The sequence below is a fragment of the Ignavibacteriales bacterium genome, from assembly GCA_016700155.1.
Lineage (GTDB): Bacteria > Bacteroidota > Ignavibacteria > Ignavibacteriales > Ignavibacteriaceae.
On record CP065001.1, the window covers coordinates 2,629,669 to 2,647,475 of the forward strand.

The 17,807-nt window shown below is 36.9% G+C and carries 13 protein-coding genes; 10 read left to right on the forward strand and 3 right to left on the reverse strand.

Annotated features, from left to right (window positions below):
• Positions 1-130: 130 nt before the first annotated feature.
• The gene (rocD, locus tag IPM56_11180; GenBank protein ID QQS34822.1) at positions 131-1,333 is read right to left on the reverse strand and encodes an ornithine--oxo-acid transaminase; all 1,203 of its coding nucleotides are present in this window, start codon (positions 1,331-1,333) and stop codon (positions 131-133) included.
• A 237-nt stretch (positions 1,334-1,570) separates the two neighbouring features.
• Between rocD and IPM56_11185 the strand changes: the two genes are divergently transcribed.
• The 8 genes from IPM56_11185 to IPM56_11220 all read left to right on the forward strand — a co-directional run bounded on the left by IPM56_11185 (position 1,571) and on the right by IPM56_11220 (position 12,487).
• Positions 1,571-4,423, forward strand: a complete 2,853-nt coding sequence (locus tag IPM56_11185) for a T9SS type A sorting domain-containing protein (protein ID QQS34823.1) — start codon at positions 1,571-1,573, stop codon at positions 4,421-4,423.
• A 101-nt stretch (positions 4,424-4,524) separates the two neighbouring features.
• On the forward strand, positions 4,525-5,079 hold the full coding sequence (locus tag IPM56_11190; GenBank protein ID QQS34824.1) for a hypothetical protein: 555 nt from the start codon (positions 4,525-4,527) through the stop codon (positions 5,077-5,079).
• Positions 5,080-5,173: 94 nt separating this feature from the next.
• Positions 5,174-5,806, forward strand: a complete 633-nt coding sequence (locus tag IPM56_11195; GenBank protein QQS34825.1) for a hypothetical protein — start codon at positions 5,174-5,176, stop codon at positions 5,804-5,806.
• A gap of 44 nt (positions 5,807-5,850) precedes the next feature.
• Positions 5,851-6,513, forward strand: a complete 663-nt coding sequence (locus IPM56_11200; protein ID QQS34826.1) for a hypothetical protein — start codon at positions 5,851-5,853, stop codon at positions 6,511-6,513.
• Positions 6,514-6,595: 82 nt separating this feature from the next.
• On the forward strand, positions 6,596-7,243 hold the full coding sequence (locus IPM56_11205) for a hypothetical protein (protein QQS34827.1): 648 nt from the start codon (positions 6,596-6,598) through the stop codon (positions 7,241-7,243).
• A gap of 18 nt (positions 7,244-7,261) precedes the next feature.
• Positions 7,262-8,041 carry a YoaP domain-containing protein gene (locus IPM56_11210; protein QQS34828.1) on the forward strand — a complete coding sequence of 260 codons (780 nt, stop codon included), beginning with the start codon at positions 7,262-7,264 and terminating at the stop codon, positions 8,039-8,041.
• A gap of 101 nt (positions 8,042-8,142) precedes the next feature.
• Entirely contained in the window at positions 8,143-9,096 is a 954-nt protein-coding gene (locus IPM56_11215) for a hypothetical protein (protein ID QQS34829.1), read from the forward strand.
• Positions 9,097-9,265: 169 nt separating this feature from the next.
• Positions 9,266-12,487: a PD40 domain-containing protein gene (locus IPM56_11220; GenBank protein ID QQS34830.1), complete on the forward strand. Its 3,222-nt coding sequence runs from the start codon at positions 9,266-9,268 to the stop codon at positions 12,485-12,487.
• A 96-nt stretch (positions 12,488-12,583) separates the two neighbouring features.
• Here the strand turns inward: IPM56_11220 and IPM56_11225 are convergent, their stop codons facing one another.
• Entirely contained in the window at positions 12,584-13,810 is a 1,227-nt protein-coding gene (locus IPM56_11225; GenBank protein ID QQS34831.1) for a hypothetical protein, read from the reverse strand.
• A 3-nt stretch (positions 13,811-13,813) separates the two neighbouring features.
• Positions 13,814-14,503, reverse strand: a complete 690-nt coding sequence (locus IPM56_11230; protein QQS34832.1) for a MerR family transcriptional regulator — start codon at positions 14,501-14,503, stop codon at positions 13,814-13,816.
• A gap of 282 nt (positions 14,504-14,785) precedes the next feature.
• Here IPM56_11230 and IPM56_11235 point away from each other — a divergent pair, with 282 nt between their 5' ends.
• A complete protein-coding gene (locus tag IPM56_11235; GenBank protein QQS34833.1) occupies positions 14,786-16,519 on the forward strand; it encodes a DEAD/DEAH box helicase in 1,734 nt (577 codons plus the stop codon).
• A gap of 155 nt (positions 16,520-16,674) precedes the next feature.
• The gene (locus IPM56_11240) at positions 16,675-17,673 is read left to right on the forward strand and encodes an acyl-ACP desaturase (GenBank protein QQS34834.1); all 999 of its coding nucleotides are present in this window, start codon (positions 16,675-16,677) and stop codon (positions 17,671-17,673) included.
• Positions 17,674-17,807: the final 134 nt, after the last annotated feature.

Genomic DNA, 17,807 nt, shown 5'->3' on the forward strand with positions numbered 1-17,807 from the left:
GTGGTAAAATCTCTTCATCATTTCTACATTCGTCATTGCTAGTTCGATATTCAAAATTAGTTTCAACAAAAAAGGCGATCATTCCTGATCGCCTCATTAAACATTTAGCATTAAGCCTTTAACATTATTCTTACTCCATCATCAGCACTTTTTCAATTCGTTCCATTGCCCAGTCTATTTCTTCTTTCCTAATTACAAGTGGAGGTGCAAAACGGATTACGTTGTCGTGGGTTTCTTTACAAAGAATTCCGTCCTTCATCAAAGCTTCACAGAATCTTCTTGCACCTTTTGCTTCAGGTTTAAGTTCAACACCAATGAACAATCCTTTACCTCTTATCTCTTTTACGTGAGGCGATGCAACTTTTTTTAATTTATCACGGAAGTATTCACCGAGCTTGTCAGAGTTTTCAATTAACTTTTCTTCAACTAAAACTTTAAGACTTTCTCTTGCTATAGCAGCACCGAGAGGATTTCCGCCGAATGTTGAGCCGTGGTCACCGGGATTAAATACACCCAGTACTTCTTTACCTGAAAGAACTGCTGATACAGGATAACATCCACCAGACAATGCTTTACCAATAATTACTACATCAGGTTTTATTCCTTCATGTTCGAAGGCAAAAAGTTTTCCGCTTCTGCCAAGTCCTGATTGAATTTCATCAGCGATGAAGAGCACATTATTCTTTTTACAAATGTCATAAGCTTTCTTTAAATATCCTGCAGGCGCAACAACAACTCCACCCTCACCTTGAATTGGTTCAACGATAAACGCGACAGTATTTTTTGTAATAGCTTTTTCAAGTGCGTCTGCATTTCCGTATTCAACTATTTTAAATCCTTCCGTAAATGGCCCGTAACCATCTCTGTACTGAGCTTCTGTTGAAAAACTGACGATGCTTATTGTTCTTCCCGCAAAGTTATTTGTGCAGGTGATAATCTCAGCCGAGTTTTCTGCAACCTTCTTTACTTTGTATCCCCATTTTCTTGCAGCCTTCAATGCTGTTTCAACTGCTTCTGCACCGGAGTTCATCGGTAGTGAAATTTCATATCCGGTAAGTTCACTTAGTTCTTTGTAAAGAAGAGGCAGCTGATCATTCCTAAATGCACGTGAAGTTAATGTAACCTTTTCAGCCTGCGTTTTCATTGCCTTGATAATTCTTGGGTGACAATGTCCCTGGTTAACTGCGGAATAAGCTGCGAGACAGTCGAGATATTTTTTCCCTTCAACATCATAAACCCAGACTCCCTGTGCTTTTTCTATAACAACATCAAGCGGGTGATAATTATGTGCGCCGTATTTTTCTTCAAGTTCGATATATTCTTTTGTAAGCATTTTTTCCTCAATAGTGATTTGATTTTTGTTGTTCAAAGTTAAGGAAAAAGATACAGAGTAGGAAAGCGATTCAGGCAAAGGTTGAGGCTAAGGCTAAGTGACAGCCTAACTGTCAGAGACAGTTCCCTTCATAAAATTGTTACAGATTTTTGACCGGAATTTCTGATAATCTTCACATAGATTATTTATAAATTAAGGCATTAAATTTTGTAAGTATACGATTAGAAAGGATAACAAATGTATTTAAGGTTACTGATATTATTTTTAATAACAGGATTTACATTTACGCATTCTCAGGTAATTGTTTCTGTGCCTGAATTCCCTACTGAAAATGATTCCATAAAAATTATTTTTAATGCGCAGGAAGGTGCCAACACTCCGGGTTTGCGTGGCTATACAGGAACTGTATACACTCACACCGGTGTTATAACAAGTACGTCAAACGGACAGTGGGCGCACGTAATTGGTTCATGGGGAAATAACACCACACAGCCAGCATTAACCAGGATTGGAACTGACCTCTATGAACTGGTTATCGGAAAACCAAGACAGTTTTATTCAGTAACTAATCCTTCTGAAAAAATACTAAAACTCGCTTTTGTTTTCAGGAGTTCAAACGCATCTCAGCAGACAGAAGATATTTTCCAGGATATGTACGAACCGGGTATTACTGTTATTGTAACTCAGCCAAATGTTATAACAAGTTTCGGTGATCCGCTGCGTTCGCCTGTTTTTGCAAACTCAATTGACACTATTGATATATCAATCGGAACCGCAGCAATTGGTACTGCAGTTGAATCATTAACACTTTTTGTAAATGGATCACAGGTTTCTCAAACAACTTCTGCTACACTTGACTATTCCTTCATTGCGGCTAATCACACAGCAGGTGTAAATTATGTTGATGCGGTTGCTGTTGATACTGCTTCTAACTCAGATACAGTTTCATTCGCCATAATGTTAAACCCGCCGGTGACAAACGCTTTACTTCCAGCGGGAATCGAACATGGAATTAATTATATAGATAACAATTCGGTCACACTGGCTTTGTACGCGCCATTTAAAAATTTTGTTTATGTGCTTGGTGATTTTAATGACTGGAAAGTTGACACAACTTATTTTATGAAACGTCACCAGCAAACATCCGATAGTACTATTTGGTGGCTGACTATCGATGGACTTACACCATCACAGGAATATATTTTTCAGTACCTTGTTGACGGAGAGATAAGGATCGCAGATCCTTACTCAGAAAAAGTAAGTGATCCATGGAATGATCAGAGTATTTCACCAACAACATATCCTGATCTTATAGATTACCCAACAGGAAAAACTGAACAGCCTGCAACAGTCATTCAAACAGCGCAGCAGCCCTATCAGTGGCAGGTAGCATCATTCCTAAGACCCGCTAAAAAAGATATGGTGATTTATGAATTACTGATACGCGATTTCCTTTCATTGCATGATTATCAGACACTTGAAGACACTCTCAACTATTTGAAGACACTTGGTGTAAATGTAATTGAACTTATGCCAATAATGGAATTTGAAGGAAATGAAAGCTGGGGTTACAATCCAAGTTTTCATGTTGCGGTAGATAAATATTACGGACCAAAAAATTCTCTGAAAAGTTTTATTGATAAAGCACATCAGATGGGAATGGCTGTAGTACTTGATATGGTTTTAAATCATGCTTACGGTCAATCTCCTTTAGTAAGATTGTATTGGGATGCGGCAAACAACAGACCTGCAGCAAATAATCCATGGTTTAATGTTACATCGCCTAACCCGGTTTTTTCATTCGGATATGATTTTAATCATGAAAGAAATGCAACAAGATATTTTGTTGATCGTGTGAATAAATTCTGGCTGGAAGAATACAGGTTTGACGGGTTCCGTTTCGATTTTACAAAAGGCTTTACAAATGTTCCCGGTGATGGAAGTAATCATGACCAATCCAGAATTAATATTCTGCAGAGGATGAATAACAAAATCCGAGAGTACGATTCCACTGCATACGTTATACTTGAACACTTTGCGCCAAACTCGGAGGAAACCATTCTTCAGAACAGCGGTATGATGTTATGGGGTAATATGAATTACAACTATAACGAAGCAACAATGGGTTATGCGTCGGACCTTACGGGAGTTTCATACAAAAGCCGAGGCTGGACTGAACCAAACCTTGTTGCGTATATGGAAAGTCATGATGAAGAGAGATTGATGTTCAAGAACCTGCAATACGGAGCTTCGGGTCCAAACGGATACAACATTAAAAATTTTAACGTTGCAATAAACAGGATTAAACTCGCAAGCGCGTTCTACTTCCCTGTTCCCGGACCTAAAATGATCTGGCAGTTTGGTGAACTCGGGTATGATATTTCAATTGATAATCCATGCCGTGTCTGCAACAAACCAATTCTCTGGAATTATTTTAATGATGACAGAAGATTGAAACTCTATAAGGTTATGTCTGAACTGATAAAACTTAAACATACTTATTCGGTTTTCAGCACTACTGATTTTACCGCGATGTTAAACGGATATGGAAAAAGAATTAATCTAAACAGTGATTCAATGGATGTGACGATAGTAGGTAATTTTCATGTACAGGATGTTTTCGTTAATCCATCATTCCAGAAAACAGGTATGTGGTATGAGTACTTTACAGGAGACAGTATAAATGTAACAAACCAGGTAGAACCGCTTCCGCTTACACCCGGCGAGTTAAGACTTTACACGACAGTCAGGCTGCCGGCACCCGAGCCTGATCTTTTAACTGATGTCGAAACTTTTAATAATGGTATCGTTGAAGAATTTTATCTCGAACAAAATTATCCGAATCCTTTTAATCCTTCAACAGATATAACATTCAGTATAAGAGACAGAGGAATTGTAAGTCTTAAGATTTATGACATACTCGGCAGAGAAGTAAAAACACTTCTTAATGAAGAGAAGGATAACGGCATTTACCAGGTAAGATGGAACGGTGATAATAATTCCGGTTCGCTTGTTAGCAGCGGTGTTTACTTCTTCCGTTTGGAAAGCGGATCATTCATACAAACACGTAAAATGTTGATGATTAAATGATGCAATCATTTAATCAGAAATCCCGCTTTGCGGGATTGATACTTGACGATTTAAACAATATAACAGAAATCCTTCGGGAATATTAATGAAGTAAGTAACCTATGAAATACTGTTTTATTTTCCTCGCTTTGGTCGCTTTAAATTGTACAACATCACAAAATTCAGGGTTATATGAAAAGTATAACCCTGATGACTTTTTATACTGGTCAGCAGATAAAACCCTGAAGTGGAGCGATTTTCATGGCAGCCCTTCTACATCAAATCAGAATTTACCTTCTGAGATTTTCATTTATAATCCTTCAACAATTGAAAAGTCAAACGTTCTAAGCAAACCCGCAATAACAAGTTTAATTGTGATGGATAAAAAGAAATCGTGGTGCAGAAAAGAAAAAATGACGGAGAAGTATCTTTTATATAACCAGGTCATTTTTGATCTGTATGAATTGAATCGAAGAGAATTTGAAATAAGATTTTCGCAGACAGATTTTTCGACTGAAGGATACAGGGAAGAATTCAAGAAACTTTCTGACGAGAACAATAAAACACTTCTTGCACGAATCGAGCAGTTCAGGATTGAAAGTAATCTTGGTGACGACATTGATGTCGTAAAAAGCTGGAATACAAGAATCAGGCTGGAGATTCTTACATTAAATTAAACCCATTTCGGGCTGTTGAAAATAAACTCTTTTCTGATATTGCCTTTAGAAAATAGTTGAACTAATTTTGTTCTTAGTAAAGGCAGGTGAAAGTATGAAAAAGTATTTGGTCGTAATTTTTATTGCAGTAATTAGTTTGCAATTAACAGCTCAGAATAAACTCTCTTTACTTTCTGATATTAGTGACATAAAACCCACCAACTATGAAGACATAGAAAACAATTATGTCGGATATTCTTCTTCAAACGCACTGGGACAAATTTTTCTTACACCATTAAGTGCGATAATTTTTGCTTTGCCTGGTGTTACAAGTTTAAATGACAACGGTGGAGGGATGACTGGTGCTCATGGCCCACAGGATGGCAATATAATATTGTCATATACACTTTATGTTATTGGTTCGGCTGTAGGCGCATTTACAATAGCTCAAATTGAAAATGACGATCTTTCATTCTGGAAAACTCTTGGTGCTTCAGCTATCGGCGGAGGTATTGGAACAGTGACTATACTTATAACATCTGTGATGAGCGAAACCAATAATCTTTATTTGCTTGCACTGTTCCCTCCGGTGATTGCGTCCGTTGCTTATACTCTGGGTATTGCAGATTTCACTCCGGTTACAAACAAGCCGCAAATGGATACATCAATTGAAATGAAAATTAAATCTCAGCAGGATTTAATTAATTTTGGATCAATGAAGGTTGAATTGTTCCGTATAAACTTGTAGCAGTAATAATTCTTTAACAGATAAGGGGAAGAAGGGGTTCATTTATGAAATTGCTGGCAATATTTTTATTCACTTCTACTTTAGTCTTTTCTCAGGGTGAACACGTTTGGAATGATGGCATAGGCATAGGATTGGGTTATCATTACGGTTATGCCGAAAACTTTTCTGGTAACGGTTTTAATATTGGATTATCTATTCTTGGAATTGCGGATCTCGCTTATAGCAATATGAGCGGCACAAATTCCACCACATCAGCAGGTGATAAAAAAAGTTCTTCCAGCACATATCATTTAGGGCTCAATCTAAAAACAACAGGAACTAATACCAAACTCATAATAGGTTATGCTACAGCATCTCTCAGACCTACTTATGACAGAGGCAGCAATGCTTCCGGAATGATCTTTGGATTAAAATTTAATTTCAAAGCGTTTGATGATAAATATGTTTTCCTTATGCCGGGTATTGGATTTACATACGGCTCATTGTCAAATTCAGGAAACAGTGGTGCGAGAGAAAAGGAAAAGTCAGTTGATCTGTGGAGTTTCGGAATAGAATTTAATATTGATATTCAGCCATCTGATTCTTTTAAATTTATTATTTCTCCAGCTCTATCAAAAGAGTTGCTGCATAATGTAAGTCCGGTAACAATTGGGATTAGTTTTGGTTTACTACTCAATCCGCGATTGGAAACTCAGGAATATGAATAGTCTTAATCAAAAACCTACTTTCAGCAATATTTGTAATGATATATCTAACGAATATCAGTAATTTTTTATGAAGGATTTTCTGATGAAAATTTTGACGGTCTTTTTATTCACTTCTGCATTAATCTTTTCTCAGGGTGAACATATCTATGATAATTCATTCGGGTTTGGTGCAAACTATCTTTATTCCGGCGTTGATAATGTCACCGGAAGTGGAGTAGCATTGGGTCTATCTGTGCTGGGGAAATTTGATGTTTCATTCTCACATGTTACAAGTCAATATGAAACCGGATATTCCGGTGAGAATTTTAAATCCAGTTCGAATACAGTAATGGCGGGATATAATGCAAAGTTTAAAGAAAAAGGTAATCTGAAAATTATGTTTGGTTATATGACCATTTCCACATCAGTACCCTACTCCCCCGATATCAGTGCGGATGGAATTGCATTTGGAATAATGTTCAACTATAAGGTTTTAGATATTAACAAATTTGTTCTTATGCCGGGGTTGGGAATTGTCTATGGATTTCTCTCTTCTTCATACGATAACAGTTCCACTTCGTCTACATTTGATCTTCGAACTCTTGGAGCGGAAATTAATTTTGTATTTACACCGGTGAGAGAATTCAAACTAGTATTTGCACCGTCTGTATCCGTAGACTTGAATGGAAAAGAAAATACTGCGACGACAGGGTTTGAAGCGGGCGTACTTATAAACCTGACTTCAAAATGAAATGCGGAAAAATTTATAATGAATAATGAAATTGAAATAATCGACATTACGGAAAACAACATTCTTAACTACGGTATCTGCGGATATAAAAGTCTTAAACGTGAAGGCTTTCCCGAAAAAGTTTCATGGATAAAGGAAAATTCTGCGAATGGACTTAAGATAAAATCAATACTGACTAATAATGATGGCGTTCAGGGAATGATTGAATATATGCCCGCAGAGTATGCCTGGCGCCCCGTTGACGCGAAAGGTTATATGTTCATTCAATGTGTGTTTACAGGGTTCACAAGTAAATATAAAAACAAAGGGTACGGTGGAAAGTTAATTGATGAATGTATTGCTGACGCAAAAGCACAGAAGAAAAACGGTGTTGTGGTTGTTACAAGGCAGGGTTCATTTATGATCGGTTCAGAAATTTTTCTCAAAAAAGATTTTAAAGTTGCTGATAAAGCTGAACCTGATTTTGAATTACTCGTACTTAAATTCAAAAAATCTGCGGATGATCCTAAATTTAAAAACACTGTTGAAGAAAATCCCGCGAAGTATAAAACAGGATTGACTATACTTCGTGCAAATCAATGTCCTTATACCGTCAAGAATGTAAATGAAATTGTCGAAGCTTCGAAATCACTTTTTAAAATCACTCCAAAAGTTATAGATATTAAATCTGCCGCCGAAGCACAAACTAATCCGTGTGCATTCGGTGCCTTCAGTATTATTTATAAAGGGGAAATAATATCTCATCATCCCGTTAGTAAAACTCGTTTTATCAACATCATGAATTCTATTCTTAATTAAATGCCTGTTGTCAATAATTTACAGCAGGATTTTGTACTGCTTTTCTTTGAATACATTTCTATTTTTGTAATGAATCATTATAAAAATCGGGGGTAATTGTTATGAATAAAAAATTATTAATAAACGTTTTTTTATTTGTCCTGGTTTATTTCAATTCTGTTTTTCCGCAGGAGCAATTAAAACAAAAATTTGTTTTACTTCCCTTCTATTCTATTGGTGTTGATTCAATCACATTGATTACGGCTGAATCAATACTCAGGACAGAAATCAGCAAGTTATCTTCAATGGAAATGGTCTCATCAAAACAAATAAAAACGGTTCTGGATGATGAGGCATGTAATGAAACAGAATGTATGCTTGAAGCAGGAAAAAAATTAAACGCTGATAAGGTATTATTGTGCAGACTTTCATCATTAGGTGAAAAGATTATCACACAATATTTTCTTATCGATGTTAAAACTGAAAATGAAATTTTAATTGATCAGATAACTGCTCTTAATGTGGAAGAACTCGAGATAGTCATGAAGCGGGTAGCTTCAAGTGTTGTAAAAGTTGAATCTGCTGTATCCAGTGCCGAAGTAGGAAACATCATTGAACAGGAATCCTTAGAGCCACTAAGAAGAGGTTCAAGAAAAAATATCGGGTTAGCATTTGGTTACCTTTTCCCGATGAGCGGTTATGACGGCAAGGATGAAAAAACAATGGTGTTTGATTTTCGTGCTGGGTATGAGCTTGAAGATGCAACAGTAGGAATGATGCTTGGTATCCGTAAAGGATTTGCTATGAATATTTATGGTTCATACTTGTTGACCAAAACCGATGTTTGTCCCTACATAGGCGGTGCTTTCGGGTTTCACTGGGTTACACACAACAACTGGGTAAACTATGGAGGTTTTCAGGATACTAAAAAGGATGATGGATTTGAGTTAACACTTCATTCGGGTTTAAGATTATTCAGGACATATAATTTCCAGGTAATGATTAATCTTGATTTCATTTATACACTCAATGATTTTAATGACAAGGCAGTAGTGCTGACAATCGGAATTCTTTAAAATAATTTCCCGGCGTAAAGCTGTTAAAAATCACGACTTTCTTTACCGGAGAAAAAGATTTTTAACAGCAAAGCCGGCTGTTTAAATTCTATCCGCCATTTATCAATTCATTCTTTCACCTTTAATGATTTAATTTTATTTTTGTTTCAATTACAAAACAGAGGAACAAATGAAAAATTTTCTTGCCGGTTTTATTTTTATAGTGTTGATGTCTAATAATTTTTATGGGCAGATCGAAAATCATCTCCTTAGGAACCCCGCTATCAGCCCCGACGGTTCGCGTATTGCGTTTTCATACCAGGGCGATATCTGGGTAGTATCAGCATTCGGCGGTAATGCCGACAGACTTACAATACATGAAGGTTATGAAACTTCTCCATGCTTTAGTCCTGATGGCAGTATGATAGCATTTTCAGGCGCGCGCTATGGAAATAGTGACGTCTATATAGTTAATGTCCTTAACGGTTCACCTGAACGATTAACCTATCATTCCGCGAATGATAATGTTACCTCATGGCATAAGGATAAAGGAATAATCTTTACAACTGTAAGAGACTTTAATCAGCTTGAACGGGAAGCAGAAATATTTTCAGTTTCACCTTACGGCGGAACGGAGTCAAGAATATTAAATTCACTTGGCTCAGATGCAGTAGTTTCACCTCAGGGAAGATTCATTGCCTTTACAAGACATTCAAATTCAATTTTCAGAGAATCATATAAAGGTCCTGCTAACAGGGATATCTGGGTGTATGATACACAGTCAGATAACTATCATAAAATTTCCACTTCAGATGCAAATGATTTCATGCCAAAGTGGAGCGGAGAAAATCAATTATATTTTATTAGTGCCGAATCCAATAAGTATAACCTGTATAAAGTATCAATCACCAGCGGCGGTGAACGATCCGGTACTCCCGTTCAGGTTACTTCTTACAATGATTATGGAGTGCGTTCATTTGATATAACTGCAGATGGTTCCAAAATAATTATGGAACGAGGGATCGATCTGTTGACCTTAAACACAAATGATAATTCCGTATCTCCGGTAAACATAAATGTTACTTCTGACTACAGGTTCGACCCGGTTGAGTTTAAATCTTTTTCAAAAGATGCTTCTGAATATGTTGTATCACCGAATGGAAAACTCCTGGCTTTTGTTGTTCGGGGAGAAGTTTTCATCAAAGAAGCTGACAAAGAAAAATCAAGAAGTGTAAATGTTTCTGATAGTCCGTTCAGAGACATGAACCCTTCCTGGCTTAGCGATTCAACACTTGTATTTATTTCCGACAGGGACAGCAGTCAGTATGATATTTTTATGGTAAGATCGGCAGATAAAAATCAATCAAACATTTTCAAATCTTTAAAACATGAATTGATCAAACTAACGAGTACAAGTTCTGACGAATCGAATCCATCCGTTTCACCTGACGGTAAAAAAATTATTTACACAACCGGCAATGCAAAAGTAATTGTCGCTGATATTTCCGCCGACGGTAAATTATCAAACGGAAAAATTCTTAACGCTAACTGGGCTGCATTCAACAATATTGTTTGGAGCCCCGACAGTAAGTGGATTGCTTATTCACAGGAAGATCTCTACTTCAATGAAGAAGTATTTATACTGGCGGCAGATTCTTCTAAAGGACCAATTAATGTGAGCATGCATCCTCGTTCAGATAATTCACCATTCTGGAGTAAGGACGGAACAAAGCTTGGATTCATTTCAGCCCGTAACAACAGGAACAATGATGTCTGGTTTGCATGGCTGACTAAAGAAGACTGGGAAAAAACGAAAGAGGATTGGGAAGAGAAAGAACCCGCGGCTGAAGATAAACCGGATAAGAAAGATTCAAAGTCTGAAGACAAACCAAAAGTAAAAGAAATAAAAATAGATATTGAAGGAATACATAACAGGCTTTTACAGGTTACTTCATTCCCCGGTGATGAAGGAAATGTAACCATCTCAAAAGACGGAGAAACATTTTATTATACAGCAGTTTCCAGTAATGCAAAAGGTCGTGATCTGTTCAGCATAAAATGGGATGGAAAAGATCTTAAAGAAATAACCAAGGGAGGTACAAATCCATCAGGAGTCTCAATCGATGCTGAAGGAAAATATTTGTACTATTTTAAACAGGGTGGTTCAATCAACCGTCAGGATTTAAAATCGGATAAAAGTGAATCAATCCCCTATTCCGCAAAAATGAAAATCGATTATGTAACGGAGCGTCATCAGATTTTTGATGAAGCCTGGCGGGCGATCAGAGACAATTTTTATGATCCGAATTATCATGGAAAAGATTGGTCATCATTAAAAGATAAATATGAACCATTGTGTATGGCTGCATCCACAGAAAATGATTTCAGAGATATGTTCAACTATATGCTTGGTGAATTAAATGCCAGTCATATGGGAATGTATGGAAGTGACCGGTCAGAAACTCAAAAAGATGTAACCGGAATGCTTGGTGTTGAACTGGTTCAGACTTCTGCCGGGATGAAAGTGATCCGTGTTATTCCTGATTCACCTGCTGATAAGATTTCAAGTAAGTTGAATGCTGATGATATAATTACTGCAATCGACGGTACTCCGGTTGATAGTCTTGAAAATTTTTATCAGATGCTGCAAAACTCAGCCGATGAAAAATTAGTGCTGACTGTTAAGGATAAAGAACTAAAGGAAAGAGAAATTGTTATACGACCTTCTTCAAATGTTCGTTCTTTGTTATATGAAGAATGGGTATTGAACAGGAAAAAGCTTACGGACCAGTATTCAAACGGAAGACTCGGTTATATACATATACAGGGAATGAGCATTCCAAGTTTTGAAGTTTTTGAACGCGCTCTTACCGAAGCTGGAAATGGGAAAGAAGGTTTGGTTGTTGATGTTCGATATAACGGAGGCGGATGGACAACAGATTATCTTATGGCTGTTTTGAATTACAAACAGCATGCATATACGATACCTCGAGGAGCTTCTGATAATCTTGAAGCCGACAAACTGAATTTCCGGAATTACTACCCGACCGGGGAAAGATTAATATTTGCGGCATGGCTTAAACCCTCGATCGCTATGTGTAATGAAGATAGTTATTCTAACGCTGAAATATTTTCACACGCGTATAAGACACTCGGCATCGGAACACTTGTTGGCAAACCGACAAATGGGTCAGTCATCTCTACAGGCGCAAAAGGTTTAATCGATGGTTCTTACGTCCGTCTTCCATTCAGAGGCTGGTTTACAAAAGCGACCGATAAAAACCAGGAACTTGGACCTGCAGTTCCCGACATCATCATTGAAAATAGTGCAGATGCAAAATCAAAAGATGTTGACGAACAGTTAAAAGCTGCTGTTGATCAACTTCTGAAAGAAATTGACAGCATGAAATAAAAGTTAGGAGTATTTCATCATATCTGCGTTGTGATTTTAAAAAGACTGCAACTGGTAAGGTTGCAGTTTTTCTTTTCTAAGTACAAAAAGTTTAAGTTATCTTAAAAAAGCAGATACGAGGCTCATCGTTTCAGAAAAAGCAAAATCAACTATCTGATTTATCTCTTTCTTCAACGGGAAGGGATTCTCATGTGTGTAGCTATAATTATAATCTTTGATTAATACTTTTCCAGATGAGTTATCAGGAAAAGTCTTTAATAAAGCGGATGGACTGAATACTTTATCTTTTGACAGGATTAATGTCTTAAGTCGATTCTTCATTTGCGATAACCGTTCTTCTCTGAACTTTTTGAATTTCTCAATACTCAGCATACTCATAAATGACAGCCCGCTGTCGTCAAGTTGTTTTAACCTGTCGGACAAAAGTTCATCGCGTTCAATATCTTTTTCAAACTCAGTGCTGTAATACTCTTTAAGTGTTGTGTCTGCCTCACTATCCATAATAGCTTTTGATACCGGCATTGTCAGATCCAATGTTGAGCCGCCGCAGAAATTAAAAAGTCTTGACCCTGAATAAAGATTATTATAGTCACACATAAAGAGTATTTCTGCCAGAAACGCGCCGATTGAGTAGCTGAAAAAATCAATCTCAGCATCTTTATCAACAAGATAGTTGTTCCCTGTTCGTATCTGTGAAATAAGTGAATTAATATCTTCGAATGTTTGAAGTCCGGACAGTAAAAATCTTTTGGGCAGAAACTGGATTCGCGTGCTCAATGCAGCATTTGCAAATGAAGAACACTGTATACCTGGAAGCAGGTTTGCTCTTTCAATCGAAACCTGCTGCATCAACCTTGGATCACTCCATTCTCTCGGAGCCCTGTTCATGTGGAACGCGAGCGGAAACATCAGGATTGATTTTCCTGTTTGACGATGAAGTTCAAAAGCCCATGGAAGATATTTGTCCCAGCTTCTTTCATTTAGTCCGTGAAGCAGTACAATCACAGACTTTGATTTCACCAGCTCATTTCGTCCTAATAAAAAATATCTGAACCGGTTATTCTCCATAACTGTTTCATCAGCTTTGTTGAGCACATTAAAAATATATTCTTTCGAAAACTTATTCCTTCCCAGGTAGTAATTAAGCAAAGAGTTGAACAGCCTTTTGCCGAATTTTTTTTCTTCATTTAACGGATTAAACAAAGCACTATTGGAAACAAATTCTACTGAGCTGATATGCAGTTCATTTTCGCCAATGACAAAATTATTGTTCCCAGCTTCATTTTCTTTTTTAAGAACTGAATAAAGATTTTCGTAAGTCACTTTTCACCTTTTTGTGTTTCTGCTTTTTATTGCGGCAATTTCTTTTTTCTTTTTCTTAAGAAGTTCTTCCCAGCGTTCAATCCCCTCTTTAAGCTTTGATGTTTTTACAAATAGCTTTTCGATTTCAGTTTGGATCAGTTCAAGTTTTTGGGACACATCATCCTTTTGATAAATCTCAAGACTATTCTGGAATGAAAGAAAATCCCTGAAATAATCGGAGATAACTTTTATTTCATCAAGGCTGTAACCGAAGTTTTGCAGATCAAGTATCAGATTGCAAAAGAAAACATAAACTTCGGAGTATAACCTGAATCCTCCTTCGCTTCTCATATCTGATTCAATTATCCCTTTGTCCTCCCAGTGTTTAATTGTCCTCGGTGATACTTCTATTTTTAATGCAAGCTCACCGACTGTTAAATATTTTACTGCGGAGTTTTTTATTTTTGAATCCGATTCAACGGGAAGCCCGACTTTCTTTATAATCTTCGAGATAGATGCAATTTCATAACCAAGTTCCATCAGCTTAAGTATCTTTTCACATTCATTATAAGTCTCCTGCGTATAGAAAGGGATTTTATCCTCATCCACGCCAGCCGGTTTAATAAGTTTTTCCTTTTCCCAGTCTAACAGTTGGGGTAATGATATATGAAGTTTGCTTATCAATTCTGCCTGAAGGTATATTTTTTGGTTCATCCTGTTCCTTAACGTTTGATATTACATAAACTATACGTTAACGTATAGTAACCTATAATTAATTAAGTATTTTGTCAATATGTAAAGTTTTTCCCCATAGTCTGAATTAAAATACCGGATTTTCCTCTTACAACTGCCATTCTATTTAATGGTCAATCCGATACTGTCTGTTTAGGTACAGCATTCCTGCTTTTAAGGTTAATTCGTTTTGTGGATTTTTAATGGTAGATTTGCAAGCCGGAATTAGTCCGGAATATAATCTTACATTATGTCAGGAAATTGATGAAAACGTTTAGTGAGTTAGGACTCGAAATAAAAATACTTAAAGCGATTGAAGAACTCGGATTTGAAACACCAACTCCCGTACAGGAAAAAGTAATACCTCTTTTAACTGCTGACGCAGGAAGTGATATAGTAGCGTTAGCACAGACTGGTACAGGTAAAACAGCGGCATTCGGACTGCCCATAATTCAGAACACAATTACTTATCAAAATGGAATTCAGTATTTGATATTGAGTCCCACACGCGAATTATGTCTCCAGATATTTGATGATCTTTCCTCATTCGCAAAATATATTGATGGAATTAAAATAGCCGCAGTGTTCGGCGGATCGAGTATCGAAAGGCAGATTCAAAAAATCAAAAGCGGAGTACATATTATCTCTGCAACACCCGGCAGGCTGGTTGACTTGATAAATCGAAATGTTGTAAATTTCTCTTCTGTTAAAACATTAGTGCTTGATGAAGCAGATGAAATGCTGAATATGGGATTCAGAGAAGAACTTGAAGCAGTATTAAAAGAAACTCCGAGATCAAAAAATACCCTTTTATTCTCTGCAACTATGCCGAAGGAAGTCGCCGCAATCGCGGGCAGGTACATGAAAAATCCAGTCGAAGTAACTATCGGCAGAAAAAATGCCGGCGCAGAAAATATTGAACATCTTTGCTACCTTGTTCATGCAAAAGACCGGTATCTTGCTCTTAAACGTATTGTTGATTTTAATCCCGACATTTTCGGAATAGTATTTTGCAGAACACGTAGAGAAACTCAGGAAGTTGCTGATCTTCTTATGAAAGATGGTTACAATGCCGATGCCTTGCATGGAGATCTTTCACAGGCTCAACGCGATACTGTAATGAATAAATTCAGAATTAAACATCTTAAACTTCTGGTTGCGACCGATGTTGCAGCACGCGGACTTGATGTTGATAATCTTACACACATAATAAATTATAATCTTCCCGAAGAGCTTGATTTATACACACACAGAAGCGGCAGAACAGCACGTGCAGGCAGAAAAGGTGTATCAATCGTAATCGCGAATTTGAAAGAGAAAGGAAGATTAAACCAGATTGAAAAACACCTGAACAAAAAGTTTTCTTTTGTTGATGTGCCTTCCGGAAAAGAGGTATGTGAAAAACAATTATTCCATCTTATTGACAGAATGGAAAAAGTGGAAGTTGACTACACTCAGATCGATCCACTGCTTCCCGATATTTTCAGAAAACTTGAATGGCTCGACCGTGAAGAACTTATTAAAAAATTTGTGTCGGTAGAGTTTAACAGGTTTCTTGATTATTACAGGAATACCCCCGATCTGAACTCACCATCAGATAGAAAAAGTACAGGCAAACACAAAGACAGTGTTGAAGGATTTACACGGTTCTTTATTAATCTTGGCAGAACTGATGATCTTAAACCCGGTTCATTAATGGGACTTGTAAATGAGTTCACAGGAATTAAAGATATAGAAATAGGTGACATCGAAATTCTTAAAACATTTTCATTCTTTGAGATAGATTCTGAATTTGAAAAACTTGTGATCAGTTCATTTCAGAATAAACAATTCAAAAAACGACCGATAGTTCTTGAAGTAGCTGAATCTAAAAGAGGTGAAAAGAAACGCGACAGGTCTGAAAAGTCTGAAAGAAAAAGATTTAAACACGAATCAAAACCATTCAAACACAGAGATAAAGAAAGAGTATTCGCGAAAAAGAAAAAGAAGAGAAAATAATCTCAGCAGGCTTAATTCCCTATGATTTGTGGTTTCATAATTCTATCTTTCGGCTAAATAAATTCAGCAAATGATCCTGCGGTAGATTCCACATTAATTATCTATCCTGCTGATTTCCCCGGAATCAAATTCACTGTAAATAGTTAAGGAACTGAATGGATATTATAGTCCCCAATAGCAACAACCCTGTTAGTGAAACTTTGGCAAAATCTGAAGCGTTAAGTTTCCTTGAATCAAAAGTTAAAAACTGGATTGATGCCCACATCTCAAAAAGAAAACTATGGTACTCGAGTGATTTTCTTCCGTCAGATGAAAAAATGGATGATGATAAAATATCCAATGCGATAAAGTTAAAAGAAAGAGCGCGAAGTCTTCATGATTCCGTTAGAGTTGCGCTCGCTATAAATCTGCTTACCGAAGAAGGTCTTCCGCATTTTCACAGACTGATTTCAAAATATCTTGGCGACGACAGCTTCTGGGCTAAGTGGACAAACATGTGGACCGCGGAAGAAGACAGGCACGGAGGTGTGTTACGGGATTATGTACGTGACAGCAGGATTTTTAATTTCAAAGAAATAGAAATCATGCAGTATCATTACCAGGAATCCGGATTTAATCCTGACTGGGATAATGATCCATATAAAGTTTTTGTTTACACAACACTGCAGGAGCGTGCGACTCAAATCTCACATAAAAATACCGGAAAGCTTGCCGGTGATAATGAACCATTACTCAATGGTATCCTTACCAACATTGCATCTGATGAAGCAAAACATTTTTCATTTTACCGCAACGCGTTTAAAGAAATTCTTGAAATTGATCCAAACCGGGCTATGCTCTCAGCCGCATCAGTTATGCCTGCGATTGAGATGCCGGGCATTGCAATGAACCACTTCAAAGAAATGGCTGATGTAGTTAGACGTGTTGGTATTTATGGTCCGTGGGAATATAAATCTATCGTTGAAGAAGCAATTAAATTCTGGAATATTGATCTTGTCACAGGTCTGAATGAAATTGCGTCACGTGCCCAGGAAAAAATTATGGCAATACCTGAACGACTTAAAAAAATTGCTGAGTACGTTGACCGGAAAACAATCAGCAAAACATTTTCATTTGACTTCGTTTATAACAGGCTGCTTTCATTTGATGTTTAAGATATCAGATCAGAACTGATATTATTGTCGAAACACTACTGAATTCAATTATTATACTCACCATTTGGTTTGATAATTAACCACATCCCCGTAAATTTAAAGTGCGAATTATATTTTTAATGTTGAAAAGATAT

Coding starts and splice junctions, on each gene's coding strand:
- rocD (QQS34822.1), bottom strand. CDS start 1,333: ATGCTTACAAAAGAATATATCGAACTTGAAGAAAAATACGGCGCACAT.
- IPM56_11185 (QQS34823.1), top strand. CDS start 1,571: ATGTATTTAAGGTTACTGATATTATTTTTAATAACAGGATTTACATTT.
- IPM56_11190 (QQS34824.1), top strand. CDS start 4,525: ATGAAATACTGTTTTATTTTCCTCGCTTTGGTCGCTTTAAATTGTACA.
- IPM56_11195 (QQS34825.1), top strand. CDS start 5,174: ATGAAAAAGTATTTGGTCGTAATTTTTATTGCAGTAATTAGTTTGCAA.
- IPM56_11200 (QQS34826.1), top strand. CDS start 5,851: ATGAAATTGCTGGCAATATTTTTATTCACTTCTACTTTAGTCTTTTCT.
- IPM56_11205 (QQS34827.1), top strand. CDS start 6,596: ATGAAAATTTTGACGGTCTTTTTATTCACTTCTGCATTAATCTTTTCT.
- IPM56_11210 (QQS34828.1), top strand. CDS start 7,262: ATGAATAATGAAATTGAAATAATCGACATTACGGAAAACAACATTCTT.
- IPM56_11215 (QQS34829.1), top strand. CDS start 8,143: ATGAATAAAAAATTATTAATAAACGTTTTTTTATTTGTCCTGGTTTAT.
- IPM56_11220 (QQS34830.1), top strand. CDS start 9,266: ATGAAAAATTTTCTTGCCGGTTTTATTTTTATAGTGTTGATGTCTAAT.
- IPM56_11230 (QQS34832.1), bottom strand. CDS start 14,503: ATGAACCAAAAAATATACCTTCAGGCAGAATTGATAAGCAAACTTCAT.
- IPM56_11235 (QQS34833.1), top strand. CDS start 14,786: ATGAAAACGTTTAGTGAGTTAGGACTCGAAATAAAAATACTTAAAGCG.
- IPM56_11240 (QQS34834.1), top strand. CDS start 16,675: ATGGATATTATAGTCCCCAATAGCAACAACCCTGTTAGTGAAACTTTG.